The sequence below is a fragment of the Massilia paldalensis genome (genome assembly GCF_044901715.1).
GTDB classification, from domain to species: domain Bacteria; phylum Pseudomonadota; class Gammaproteobacteria; order Burkholderiales; family Burkholderiaceae_D; genus Telluria; species Telluria paldalensis.
Window position 1 is genome coordinate 62,062 of record NZ_JBJCIU010000002.1, and the last position, 12,327, is coordinate 74,388.

13 protein-coding genes are annotated in these 12,327 nt (G+C 68.0%); 6 read left to right on the plus strand and 7 right to left on the minus strand.

Annotated features, from left to right (window positions below; genetic code table 11):
• Positions 1 to 72: 72 nt before the first annotated feature.
• The 4 genes from yacG to ACI1V7_RS10105 form a co-directional block, all read right to left on the minus strand.
• Positions 73 to 255 (minus strand): DNA gyrase inhibitor YacG, encoded by a 183-nt coding sequence (gene yacG, locus ACI1V7_RS10090; RefSeq protein ID WP_404531629.1) that lies wholly within the window; start codon positions 253 to 255, stop codon positions 73 to 75.
• 20 nt (positions 256 to 275) lie between these two features.
• Positions 276 to 1,031 (minus strand): cell division protein ZapD, encoded by a 756-nt coding sequence (gene zapD / locus ACI1V7_RS10095; RefSeq protein WP_404531630.1) that lies wholly within the window; start codon positions 1,029 to 1,031, stop codon positions 276 to 278.
• A 73-nt stretch (positions 1,032 to 1,104) separates the two neighbouring features.
• Positions 1,105 to 1,770, minus strand: a complete 666-nt coding sequence (coaE, locus tag ACI1V7_RS10100) for a dephospho-CoA kinase (RefSeq protein WP_404531631.1) — start codon at positions 1,768 to 1,770, stop codon at positions 1,105 to 1,107.
• A 35-nt stretch (positions 1,771 to 1,805) separates the two neighbouring features.
• Positions 1,806 to 2,675, minus strand: coding sequence for a prepilin peptidase (locus tag ACI1V7_RS10105; RefSeq protein ID WP_404531632.1), 870 nt, complete (start codon positions 2,673 to 2,675; stop codon positions 1,806 to 1,808).
• 296 nt (positions 2,676 to 2,971) lie between these two features.
• On the opposite strand from ACI1V7_RS10105, the gene ACI1V7_RS10110 reads away from it, so the two are divergent.
• From ACI1V7_RS10110 to ACI1V7_RS10120, 3 genes are read left to right on the plus strand one after another with little or no spacing between them, the layout of a single operon-like run.
• Positions 2,972 to 3,487 (plus strand): 2Fe-2S iron-sulfur cluster-binding protein, encoded by a 516-nt coding sequence (locus ACI1V7_RS10110; protein WP_404531633.1) that lies wholly within the window; start codon positions 2,972 to 2,974, stop codon positions 3,485 to 3,487.
• The gene (locus ACI1V7_RS10115) at positions 3,484 to 4,485 is read left to right on the plus strand and encodes an FAD binding domain-containing protein (RefSeq protein WP_404531634.1); all 1,002 of its coding nucleotides are present in this window, start codon (positions 3,484 to 3,486) and stop codon (positions 4,483 to 4,485) included. The genes ACI1V7_RS10110 and ACI1V7_RS10115 overlap by 4 nt, the downstream gene beginning before the upstream one ends.
• The gene (locus tag ACI1V7_RS10120; protein ID WP_404531635.1) at positions 4,482 to 6,794 is read left to right on the plus strand and encodes a xanthine dehydrogenase family protein molybdopterin-binding subunit; all 2,313 of its coding nucleotides are present in this window, start codon (positions 4,482 to 4,484) and stop codon (positions 6,792 to 6,794) included. The genes ACI1V7_RS10115 and ACI1V7_RS10120 overlap by 4 nt, the downstream gene beginning before the upstream one ends.
• 137 nt (positions 6,795 to 6,931) lie before the next feature.
• Here ACI1V7_RS10120 and ACI1V7_RS10125 read toward each other — a convergent pair whose 3' ends face one another.
• Both ACI1V7_RS10125 and ACI1V7_RS10130 read right to left on the minus strand, forming a co-directional pair.
• A complete protein-coding gene (locus ACI1V7_RS10125; RefSeq protein ID WP_404531636.1) occupies positions 6,932 to 8,314 on the minus strand; it encodes a YncE family protein in 1,383 nt (460 codons plus the stop codon).
• A complete protein-coding gene (locus ACI1V7_RS10130; RefSeq protein ID WP_489672316.1) occupies positions 8,311 to 8,724 on the minus strand; it encodes a DUF305 domain-containing protein in 414 nt (137 codons plus the stop codon). Before ACI1V7_RS10130 ends, ACI1V7_RS10125 begins: the two co-directional genes overlap by 4 nt.
• 152 nt (positions 8,725 to 8,876) lie before the next feature.
• Between ACI1V7_RS10130 and ACI1V7_RS10135 the strand changes: the two genes are divergently transcribed.
• Positions 8,877 to 9,548 carry a heavy metal response regulator transcription factor gene (locus tag ACI1V7_RS10135; protein WP_404531637.1) on the plus strand — a complete coding sequence of 224 codons (672 nt, stop codon included), beginning with the start codon at positions 8,877 to 8,879 and terminating at the stop codon, positions 9,546 to 9,548.
• Positions 9,548 to 10,954, plus strand: coding sequence for a heavy metal sensor histidine kinase (locus ACI1V7_RS10140; RefSeq protein WP_404531638.1), 1,407 nt, complete (start codon positions 9,548 to 9,550; stop codon positions 10,952 to 10,954). The genes ACI1V7_RS10135 and ACI1V7_RS10140 overlap by 1 nt, the downstream gene beginning before the upstream one ends.
• Here the strand turns inward: ACI1V7_RS10140 and ACI1V7_RS10145 are convergent.
• Positions 10,932 to 11,330, minus strand: coding sequence for a winged helix-turn-helix transcriptional regulator (locus ACI1V7_RS10145; RefSeq protein ID WP_404531639.1), 399 nt, complete (start codon positions 11,328 to 11,330; stop codon positions 10,932 to 10,934). The two genes, ACI1V7_RS10140 and ACI1V7_RS10145, sit on opposite strands and share 23 nt — an antisense overlap.
• A 100-nt stretch (positions 11,331 to 11,430) precedes the next feature.
• On the opposite strand from ACI1V7_RS10145, the gene ACI1V7_RS10150 reads away from it, so the two are divergent.
• Positions 11,431 to 12,273, plus strand: coding sequence for a pirin family protein (locus tag ACI1V7_RS10150; protein WP_404531640.1), 843 nt, complete (start codon positions 11,431 to 11,433; stop codon positions 12,271 to 12,273).
• The last annotated feature ends 54 nt before the right edge of the window (positions 12,274 to 12,327 follow it).

Below are 12,327 nucleotides of genomic sequence, written 5' to 3' on the forward strand. Positions count from 1 at the left end.
GGCAGGGGCCCAAGTTCGACGCGTCGACTGCGCCCGCAACATTGGGCCCCTGCCTGCGCAGGGGCGACGGTGCTATTCCTTGTCTACCTGCTCGTCGTGCCCATCGCCAGGCGGCGCACCGGGAATCGTGTACTTTTCTTCGGCCCAGGCGCCCAGGTCGATTTGCTTGCAGCGTTCGGAACAGAAGGGGCGGAACTTGTTCGCCTCCGTCCATTCGACCTTCTTGCCGCAGGTCGGGCAGGATACGACGGTCATAGTGTTTCCAGAATCTTGAATCAGAAATTGCAGAGGGTGAGTTCGAAGGGCACGTCTTCTTCCAGGGGCTTCGGCTTCAGGTCGCCGCCCTGGGTCGTGAAGCGCACCCACAGCATGTATTTATTGGCGGAGATCTCGGGAATCGCGCCGCTGGCCTCGTCCACGGACAGGCGCAGCATCTGGTAGACCTTGCCTTGCAGCATTTGCTGGTAGCTGCCGGACGCGGCCTTCATGGACACGGGCGTGCCGGAATTGCGCAGCAGGCGCAGCACCAGCGACAGCGCGTCGCAGACGGGAGCCAGGGGGGCGAACCAGCCCTGGATATCGGCCTGGCGCTGCTCGGCGGGGCGGCGTTGCCAGGCGTGGTAGGAGGGCAGGTCGAATTCGCAGGCGCCGCCCGGCATGACGGTGCGGCCGCGGATGCTCATCAGCCATTCGTTGTCGCGCACGTTCTGGCCCGTCTTGCCCTGGGCCGTCACGAGTTCCTTGCTGACGGCGTCCAGTTCGGACAGGACGGCGTCGAGGGTCTCGGCGGCAACGGCCGGATTGCTGCGGTAGGCCAGCAGGCTCTGCTTCTGGCGCTCCAGTTCCTGCAGCAGGTCGGACTTGAGGTCGGCCCGGCCTGCCACTTCCAGCATGTCGAAGATCGTCGCGAGGGCGACATGGTGCTGCAGGGGATGCTCCTGCTTCACGAAGAACTTGAACTTCTCGTACAAGTCCTCCAGCCGCAACAACGTGCGTATGCGCTCGTTGAAGGGGTATTCATAGACGATCAAAATGACATTCCTTTGAATGTGGGATACCAGGCTTGCGAGCAACTTTTCGCATTCTGAACCATGATGCAAAAAATTACAAACGCTCGTTCGCCCGTGCCGCCAGTTTTTCCGCTTCGACCATATACGCGGCGTGCAGCCGGTCCACCTGGGGCACCAGCGCTGCCAGGCCGTCATCGTTGAGGACCACGTCATCGGCCGCCGCCAGGCGCTCGCCGCGGCTGACCTGGGCCGCCATGATGGCGCGCACCTGGGCCTCCGCCAGGCCGTTCCTGGCCATCACGCGGGCCACTTGCACTTCTTCGGGGCAATCGATCGCCAGGATGCGCGCGACGCGCTCGCGCCAGGTGCCGGACTCGATCAGCAGGGGCACGACGAAGATCGTGTAAGGACCGGTGGCGATCAGGGCGGCCGCGGCCGTCGCCTCGCGGATGCGCGGGTGCAGGATCGCTTCCAGCCGCTGCCGGGCGCCGGGATCGGCAAACACGAGGGCGCGCATGCGGGTCCGGTCCAGGGCGCCGTCCGGCGTCGCGAATTCGGGACCGAATTCGGCGAGCAGGGCGGGCATGGCGGCGCCGTGCGGGGCGGTGAGGGAGTGGGCGATCTGGTCGGTGTCGATGACCGTCGCGCCGCGCGCGGCGAACAGGTCGGCCACCGTGGTCTTGCCGCAGCCGATGCCGCCGGTGAGGCCGACGGCAAATCGTGAAACGGGCGCGGCCGTGTGTTGGTCTGGTGTGTCCATGCGATCCTGGAGCCGGCGCCCGGACCGCGCGACGATCAGACGAGCAGGCCCTGCGCGTAGCGGGTGAGCGGTAATCCGTACAGGAGTGCGATGATACCAGCCGCCGCGAGATACGGTCCGAACGGAATCGGGTTGTCGCGCGCGCGCTTGGCGAACACGATCAGGCCGATGCCGACCACGGCCCCGACCACCGAGGACAGGATGATGATCGTCGGCAGCATCGCCCAGCCGAGCCAGGCGCCCAGCGCGGCCAGCAGCTTGAAGTCGCCGTAGCCCATGCCTTCCTTGCCCGTGGCGAGCTTGAACAGCCAGTAGACGGACCACAGCGCCAGGTAGCCGGCCATCGCGCCGATCACGGCGTCGCGCAGGGGCACGAAGGTACCGCCCAGGTTGACCAGCAAGCCCAGCCACAGCAGCGGATAGGTCAGGTCGTCCGGCAGCGTCTTGGTGTCGTAGTCGATCAGCGTCATGGCGATCAGCAGCCAGGCGAAGGGTAGCGCCGCCAGCCCCATCGCGCCCGAACCGAGGCGCCAGACCAGCAGCGCCGACAGCACGCCCGTCGCCAGTTCCACCAGCGGATAGCGGGCCGAGATCGGCGCCTTGCACGCCTTGCACTTGCCGCGCAGGGCCAGCCAGCTGACCACGGGGATGTTTTCCAGCGCGCCGATCTGGTGGCCGCAGTGGGGGCAGCGCGAGCGCGGCACCATCAGGTTGAAGCGGTCCTGATGCGGCAATTCCTTGCCGGCCTCGTGGGCGATGTAGTTCTCCAGTTCGCGCTGCGCCATGATCGGCAGGCGGTGCACGACCACGTTCAGGAAGCTGCCGATCAGCAGGCCCAGCAGGCCGGCGACGAGGGTGACGGACAGGGTGGCGGGAGCGGCAAAGAGCAGGGAGTCCAGGGGCATGGAATGAATGGATGAGAGTGATTCTTTGAATCAACCTATTGTAGGCGGATTCACCCCGTTTGCGGGCCTCTTCGCGGCGCCGGCACGACAACCGAGCTGGTTTTCGGTTCGGCCCGGATTGATTGCGCATGACAGGAATAGGCAAAAAATCGAAAAGTACCGGCATGTCATTTAACGCGACGCGACGATACCCTATGCTGCTCCATATGTTAATCGCAATATAAAGATTCCAAATAGAAAGTGTTTTCGGAAAGAAAATTCTTTCCATTGATCAATTCGCACAAAGGATGTTCGTCATGCCTATGACCATCAATATCAACGGATCGGACGTCGCCCTGCCGGCCGACCCGCGCGTCTCACTGCTCGACCTGCTGCGCGAGCACCTGCACCTGTCCGGCACCAAGAAGGGCTGCAACCAGGGCGCTTGCGGCGCCTGCACCGTGCTCGTCGACGGCGAGCGCATCCTGTCCTGCCTGGCGCTGGCCGTCCAGTATGCCGGCCGTTCGGTGCTCTCGATCGAGGGCCTGGCCGCCGACGGCCAGCTGCATCCGCTGCAGCAGGCCTTCGTCGAGCACGATGGCTTCCAGTGCGGCTACTGTACGCCGGGGCAGATCTGTTCGGCCATCGGCATGCAGGGCGAGCTGCAGCGCGGCGTGCCCAGCAACGTCACGGAGGACCTCGAAGACGAGGACATCGCACTCACGCACGACGAGCTGCGCGAACGCATGAGCGGCAACCTGTGCCGCTGCGGCGCCTACAACGGCATCGTCGCCGCCATCCAGGTGCACCACCAGCAGCGGGGTGCGCAATGATTCCATTTACCTATGCGCGCGCCGCCAGCGCCGCCGAGGCCATCCGCATGGGCGCCATGCCCGACGCGAAATACCTGGGCGGCGGCACCAACCTGGTCGACCTGTTGCGCGAGACGATCGAGCATCCGGCTTCCCTGGTCGACGTCACGGGCCTGTCCGACGCCATCGAGGAGCGTCCCGACGGCGGCATCGTGATCGGCGCGGCCGCCAAGAACACGGCCGTGGCCGCGCATCCGGCCGTGCGCAGCCGCTTTCCGGTGCTGGCGCGCGCCATCGTGTCCGGCGCTTCGGCCCAGATCCGCAACATGGCCACCGTCGGCGGCAACATCCTGCAGCGCACCCGCTGCACGTATTTCTATGACGACGACGGCGCCCGCTGCAACAAGCGCTCGCCCGGCCAGGGCTGCGACGCCATCGACGGCTTCAACCGCATGCATGCGATCCTGGGCGCCTCCGACGCCTGCGTGGCCGTGCACCCGTCCGACATGTGCGTGGCGCTGGCGGCGCTGGGCGCCACCGTGCGCCTGGAAGGGGCGAACGGCACGCGCACGCTGGCCTTGACCGACCTGCACCGCCTGCCGGAAGACCATCCGGAGCTGGACACGGTGCTGGCGCCGGGCGAATTGATCACCGCGATCGCGCTGCCGCCGCTGGCCTATGCCGGCCGCGCCGCCTACCGCAAGGTGCGCGACCGCTCCAGCTATGCGTTTGCGCTGCTGTCGGTGGCCGCGATGCTCGACGTCGCCGACGGCGTGGTGAAGGACGTGCGCCTGGCGCTGGGCGGCGTCGCCCACAAGCCGTGGCGCGCCTGGAAGCTGGAAGCGGCGCTGCGCGGCCAGCCTGCCGTCGAGGACAGTTTCCGTGCCGCCGCCGCAGCCGAGCTGGCCGACGCGCGCGCACTGCACGACAACGCATTCAAGATCGGCCTGGCCGAGCGCACCATCGTGGCGGTGCTGGCCGGGCTGGCTGCAAAAGGACCGAATGGAGGCCAGCCATGAGCAACGTCATTCAGGAAACCGCGCAGAAAGTGATGAAGAAGGCCGTCGAGATGGCCCCCGACGGCTGGATGCCCGGCGGCGAGCCGGACCCATTGATCGAGCAGCGCGACGGCTACATCGGCAAGCCCGTCTCCCGTGTCGACGGCCCCTTGAAAGTGAAGGGGCAGGCGCCGTTCGCCGCCGAGATCCGGCTCGAGAACATGGTCTACGCGGCCCTCGTCTACAGCACCGTGCCCAGGGGCCGCATCGCCACCCTCGACACGGGCCGCGCCGAGACGGCGCCCGGCGTCGTGCTCGTGATGACGCACGAGAACGCTCCGAAGATGAAACCGCTGCCCCTGTTCCTGACCGCGCCCAAGGCGGGCGGCGGCGACGCGCTGCCGATCTTCCAGGACGGCAGCGTGCACTGGAACGGCCAGCCCGTCGCGCTGGTGCTGGCCGAAACGCAGGAGCAGGCCGACCATGCCAGGTCGCTGGTCCGCGTGACCTACCTGACGGAGGGAGCGACCACCACGCTGGACGCGGCCAAGGCCAGGGGCATCGAGGATGCCAGCTTCATGGGCGAGCCGCTGAAGGTGGAAATCGGCGACGCCGACAGCCTGCTGGCCAAGGCGCCCGTCAGCGTCGACGCCGTCTACACGACCCCTGCCCAGAACCACAACCCGATCGAGCTGCATGCGGCCACCGTGGCCTGGAACGGCGACGAGCTGACCATCCACGACGCCAGCCAGGCGGTGGCGCACACGGCATGGTCGCTGGCGCAGGTGTTCGGCATCCGCGAGGAGCAAGTCCACGTCAGCTCGCCCTTCGTCGGCGGCGGCTTCGGCAGCAAGGCCTTGTGGCAGCACCAGGTGCTGGCGGCGGCGGCGGCCAAGCTGGCCGGCAGGCCGGTGCGCATGATGCTCTCGCGCGAAGGCGTGTACCGCGTCGTCGGCGGACGCTCCCTCACCGAGCAGCGCGTCGCCATCGGCGCGGCCAGCGACGGCCGCTTCCAGGCGCTGATCCATACCGGCATCTCGGTCATGACCGACCATAACCAGATGCCCGAACCGTTCATCATGCCGGCCAAGTGCGTCTACGCCGCCGACAGCATCAAGCTGAACGTGGCGACGGTCAAGATGGATACCCTGGCCAATACCTTCATGCGGGCGCCGGGCGAGGCGGTCGGCACCTTCGCCCTGGAGTCCGCCGTCGACGAACTGGCCGACAAGCTGGGCATGGACCCCATCGCGCTGCGCATCCGCAACGAGCCGGACAAGGACCCGACCGAGGGCACGCCGTTCTCGTCGCGCCATCTCGTCGAGGCCTACCGCAGCGGCGCCGAGCGCTTCGGCTGGAGCGGACGCCAGGGCCCGGGCATGCGGCGCGAAGGCGAGTGGCTCGTCGGCCTGGGCTGCGCCACCGCCACGTATCCGTACTACCGCATGCCGGGCGGCGCCGCACGCATCCGCCTGACGAAGGATGGCGACGCCTACGTCGAGGCGGCGGCGCACGAGATGGGCATGGGTACCGCGACCACGCACGCGATGATCGCGGCGCAGCGCCTGGGCCTGCCGCTGGAGCGCGTGCACTTTGCCTACGGCGACTCGGCCTTCCCCGGCGTGATCCTGGCGGGAGGCTCGCAGCAGACGGCATCGGTCGGCTTTGCGGTGAAGGTGGCGTGGGAGGCGCTGGCCAAGGAATTGCTGGCGCTGGCGCCGAAGGGATCGCCGCTGCACGGCCTGGGCGTGGACGAGGTCCATGCGCGCGACGGCGGCCTGTGCAAGACCGCCGAGCCGCAGCGCTTCGTCAGCTACGCCATGCTGCTGGACGATGCGGGCCGCGACGAGATCGTCGTCGAGGCGGAAGCGCCGCCGCCGCTGGAGACCCGGCACTGGTCGATGCATTCGTTCGGCGCCATCTTCTGCGAAGCGCGCGTGAACGCCATCACCGGCGAGCCGCGCGTGGCGCGCCTGCTCGGTTCCTTCGACTGCGGCCGCATCATCAATCCGAAGACCGCCGCGAGCCAGTTCCGCGGCGGGATGATCATGGGCATGGGCCTGGCGCTGATGGAGGAAACGGAGTTCGACGGGCGCATGGGCCGCATCATGAACCCGAGCCTGGCCGAGTACCACGTGCCGGTGCACCTGGACGTGCCCGAGATCGACGTCATGTGGACCGACATCCCCGATCCGCACGCGCCGATGGGCGCGCGGGGCATCGGAGAAATCGGCATCACGGGCACGGGCGCGGCGATCGCGAATGCGATCTACAACGCTTGCGGGCGCAGGGTGAGGGACTTGCCGATCACGCTGGACAAACTGGCCTAAGCAACGTCGTCCCCGCGAAGGCGGGGACCCAATTTTGTTCGCGTTTCGGCGGCTCTTGCAAAAATTGGGCCCCTGCCTTCGCAGGGGCGACGGCGTCAGCTCAGGGGCGAGACGGCGTCAGTCCAGGGGCGACGGCGTCAATTGGTCAGCACCGCAGCGCCCGCATCCGGCGCCGTCGTCCCTTCCATCACCAGCACCCTCGCGCTGGCCGGCATCTGCTCCGCCTGCCCGGCCTGCGCAAAGGTGCGCACGGGCCCGATCATGGTGCCGTTGGCCATGCCCTTGGCGTCCGTGTGCAGCGAACCGGCCTGCGCGCCGCCCAGGTACACGCTGTAGTCCGTGTTCGGCTTGAGCTGGTAGACGGACACTTCCAGCGCATCGACGACGCCCAGCTGGCGCGCCACGATGAATCCTTTCCCTTTGTCGTGCACGGGTTTCAACGGGACGTTGACGGAGTCCTGGTTCACGCGCGGCACCAGGTTTTCCGCACTGCCCGGCGCGGCCACGTGCGACAGGTAGATCAGCGCCTGCGGCGCCTGGCCGCCGCCGACCGTGGCGACCACCTTGTTGACGGCCGGGTCGATCACCTGCATGCCGTCGCCGTTTTCCAGGCCGACGTAGACGCGGCTGCTGTCGTCCGCCGTCCAGACGCCGTGCGGCAGGGCGCCGGTCGGGATCGTCGCGACCAGCTTCGCTTCCTTGTCGGTCGTGTAGACCTTGACGCAATTCTCGCCGCCGACCGAGACGTAGGCATACACCTTGCCCTTGACCGTGGCGAAGGCCAGGTGGTTGGTGATGAAGCCCGTGTCGATCACGCCCACCACCTTCTGCGTGCGGGTGTCGATGCGCGTGACCTTGCCCACGTCCTTGTGCGTCATCCACATCTCCTTGAAGTCCGGCGTGAACTGCAGGAAGGGCGAGAATGGGCTTACGACGGGGATGCTGTTGACGACCTTGTGCGAAGCGACGTCGATCACGTCGACCTGCGGCGTGAAGCTGGAGACGGCGAAGGCCAGCTTCCCGTCCGGCATGAACTGCACCATGCCCGGGCCCACGGCCGTCTGGATGCGCCGGGTTTCCTTGAACGTGTTCGGGTCGATCACGGAGATATAGTCCTCGCCGCGCACGACGACCCAGACCTCCTTGCCGTCCGCCGTGAAGAAGCCTTCGTGCGGCGAGCGGCCGACGTAGGTCTTGCCCTTGACCTTGTTGGTCGCCGTGTCGATGAAGGTGGCGGAGTTGGAGCCGTTCGAGATGACGACGAGGGTCTTGTGGTCGGGCGAGTAGCCCATGCCGTGCACGTTGATCTCGCCGCGGTACAGCGGGGAGAGCACGTCCGGACGCCCGTTCCCCAGCTTGATCTGGCCAAGCAGCTTGTTGGTCGACGGATCGAACACGGACACCGTATTCGTGTTCTGGTCGGCCGTGTAGACGCGGTCCGTGGGCGAGGGCAGGGCCAGCGCGGATTGCGCGGCCCCGACGATGCCGGCCAGCGCCAGCAGGTGGACGACCTTCTTCATGGTTTCTCCTTGTGGTCGGGGTGGCGCTGCAGCCAGGCCTGCATCACGTTGATCTCGTTTTGCTGCTCGGCGATGATGCCGAGCGCCAGGTTGCGCAATTCGGGGTCCTTCGTGCTCAGCAGCACGGCCTTGGCCATGTCGATGGCGCCCTGGTGGTGCGGCAGCATCATCGTCACGAAGTCGTGGTCCGGATGGCCGTTCATCGGCGCGGCCTGCATGTCGCGGTCCATGATGGCCATGGCCTCGTCCATCAGCTGCGCGAACGGCTTGTCGCTGCTGGCGACGAAGGCTTTCGGCGCTGGCGTTTCTTCATGGTGCATGGCGTGCATGTCCTGCATACCGTGCATCTCCTGGGCACCGGCCGCCGAGGCGACGCACAGTGCCAGCAGCGTGGCGTGGATCTTCTTCATGGGGATGTCTCCGCGGTGGCATGGCTGCAGTCTAGGCAGGCGCCGCTGACGCGCGGGTGACGGACGAATGACAATTCGGTGACAGCCCACTGTCCGAATTGTCATCCCCGCCCGGATCGAACTGCGGCACAATGACCGCCAGGAGAAATGCCATGCACATACTGATTGTCGAAGACGAGCCCAAGACGGGCGACTACCTGCACAAGGGCCTGCGCGAATCCGGCTTCACGGCGGACCTGGCGCGCACGGGTCCGGACGGCCTGCACCAGGCGCTGGAACAGGACTACGACCTGGTCTTGCTGGACGTGATGCTGCCGAAGATGGACGGCTGGTCCGTGCTGCAGAAGCTGCGCGAGCAGAAGCAGGTGCCCGTGCTGCTGCTGACGGCGCGCGACGAAATCCCGGACCGCGTGCGCGGCCTGGAACTGGGCGCCGACGACTACCTCGTGAAACCGTTCGCGTTCGCCGAACTGGTGGCGCGCATCCGCACGCTGCTGCGCCGCGCCCCCGTGCGCGAGCCGGACGTGCTGAAGGTGGCGGACCTGGAAATCGACGTTCTGCGCCACCGCGTGGTGCGCGCCGGCGACCGCATCGACCTCACGCCCAAGGAATACGCGCTGCTGCAACTGCTGGCGCGGCGCCAGGGAGAAGTGCTGTCGCGCTCCCTGATCTCCTCGCAGGTGTGGGACATGAACTTCGATTCCGACACCAACGTCGTCGACGTCGCCGTGAAGCGCCTGCGCGCCAAGGTCGACGACGCGTATCCGCAGAAGCTGATCCACACCGTGCGCGGCATGGGCTATGTGATGGAGGCGCGCGGCTGATGGCGCAGCGGCCCCGCAGTCCCATGTCGATCGCGCTGCGTCTCGGCCTGCTGTTCGCGGCCATCGCCGCCGCCGTGTTCGTCGCCGTCGGCGCCTACCTGTACCAGACGCTCGCCATGCAGATGGGCCGGCGCGACGACACGGACCTGCTGAACAAGGCGGCCCTCGTGCGCGAGATGCTGCGCACGCTGCCGCCCGACGAGCGCATGCCGCGCCAGATGCAGGCCGTGCTCGGGCGCGCGATGGGGCAGGACGGCGTCATGATGGAAGTGGCGTCGCCCGACGGCAGGGTGCTGGCCACCACGATGCCGAACCGCCACGTCCCCCGGTCCGCGCTGCCGCCCGTCGTGCCGCCCGACCGCGTGCCGGGAACCGCCGACATCGGCATGTTCGAGGACCCCGCCCACCCCGCGCGCCTGCTGTCGATGCAGGCCGCCAGCGGCAAGGACGTGCTGCACGTGACGCTGGCGCGCGTGCGCTCGGACCGCCTCGCGATCCTGAAGCGCTACGCCCTCGACCTGCTCGGCGCGCTGGCCGCCGGCGCCGTCGTCGCCACGCTGCTGGGCTTCGTCGCCGTGCGGCGCGGCCTGCGCCCGCTGCACGGCATGGTCGCCAAGGCCAACGACATCAACGCCCAGCGCCTGACCACGCGCCTGTCGCTGGACGCCGTGCCGGCGGAACTGCGCGAGCTGTCGATCGCCTTCAACGCCATGCTGGACCGCCTCGAAGAAGGCGTGCAGCGCCTGTCCGGCTTCGCCGCCGACCTCGCGCACGACATGCGCACGCCCGTGAACGCGCTGATGATGCAGACCCAGGTGGCGCTGTCGCGCGAGCGCCCGGCCGAGGAATACCAGGCGCTGCTCGCATCGAACATCGAGGAATACGAGCGCCTGTCGCGCATGATCGAGAACACGCTGTTCCTCGCCCGCGCCGACAACGCCCAGCTGGCCGTGCACCGCGACCGCCTGGACCTGGCAGCGGAGCTGGCGAACATCCGCGACTACTTCGAGATGCTGGCCGAGGACAAGGGCGTGACGGTACAGCTGGACGTGGCGCCCGGCCTTGCGCTGAATGCCGACCCGGTGCTGCTGCGCCGCGCCGTCAACAACCTGATGTCGAATGCGGTGGCGCACACGCCCGAGGGCGGCCGCATCCGCATGGCGGCGCGCGAGGAAGGGTCATGGCTGGCGCTATCGGTGGAAAACAGCGGGGACGGCATTCCCCAGGATCATGCCGAGCGGCTGTTCGAGCGCTACTACCGGGCGGATCCGGCCAGGGCGTCGGGCACGTCGTCCGGCCTGGGGCTGGCGATCGTGCGGGCGATCATGGCGTTGCATGGCGGACGGGCCAGCGTGGACAGCAAGGCAGGGGAGGCAGCGGTATTTACGCTGCGGTTTCCGCGCTGACGCCGGATGCCGGCGCGCCTGCGTCGAAGCGGACCCGTGCCGCGGCGATGGCCAGGTGGTTGTCGACAGCCCAATGGCCGAGCGCCTCGACCGCCCCATGCAGCGAGCGGCCCAGTGGCGACAGCGCATACGACACGGCAGGCGGCACCGTGTCGAATGTCGTGCGCACCAGCAGTCCGTCACGCTCCAGGCGCTTGAGCGTCAGGCTGAGCATGCGCTTCGAGATGCCGCCCATGGCGCGCTGCAGTTCCGCGAAGCGGTAGTCGCGTTCCCCGAGCAGCATCACGGCAAACACGGACCACTTGTCGCCGATCCTGGCGAGCACGTCGGCGACGATGCGGCAGTCGTGCGGAACGTGGGTTCGACCGGGTAACAAATTTGTGCCCTCTTGTGGTTTCAATCATGCGTTCCTATTCTAGTCCAGCCCCCGCCGCAGCGCCGGGAGCGCATGACCGACCATTTGCCATGGAGGAGCCATGATGTTGCCGCAATCCCCCCGCCCCGAGACCCCCATTGCGCCCGCGCGCATCGAGCGCGTCACGCGCGTCGGACGCGAACGGCCGCTCGGTCCGGGCGTCCTCAACCGGGAGGTGATCGCGCCGGACGACCTGCGCGCCAATTCGCCCTTCGTGCTGCTGGTGGAAGACTTCATCGAACCCCAGGACGGCTACCACGACCATCCGCACCGCGGCCTCGAGACGGTCACGTTCGTGCTGTCCGGCGAACTCGAACATGGGGACCACCTGGGGAACCGTGGCGTGTCGCTGCCTGGCGACGTGCAATGGATGACGGCCGGCAGCGGCATCGTCCATGGCGGGCGTCCCGCGAACGGCACGACGGTCCATGCGCTGCAGTTGTGGCTGAACCTGCCCGAAGCCTTGCGCGCCGCGCCGCCCGGCTCGCGCGACCAGCGCCGCGCGCAGGCCAGGGTAGAAGATGGCGACGGCATGACGGTGCGCGTGTATGGCGAAGGCGCGCCGGGAGCATGGAGCCGGTATCCGATGACGCTGCGCGACATCGCATCCGACGGGGGCGGGTCGATCGAGACCGTGCTGCCGCCGGGGCGTACGTTCCTGTACGTGGTCTCCGGCGCCGCCGACATCGGCGGACGGGCCGTGGCGGCGGGCGACGTGCTGCGCCTGGCCGTCGCGGCCACGCCGACGGCGTTGGCGGTCCGGAGCGGCGGCCCGGTGCGCATCGTCGCCTACAGCGGCGAACCGATCGCCGAGGACGTCGTGGCGCACGGGCCGTTCGTGGCCGGCAGCATGGACGGGATCCGGCGCGCGTACGCCGACCTGCAGGCGGGTACCTTCCTGTGACGGGTGCCGGCGGGCGCACGCGCCTGCCGGCGGCGGAAGCGGCGCCCGGGCCGC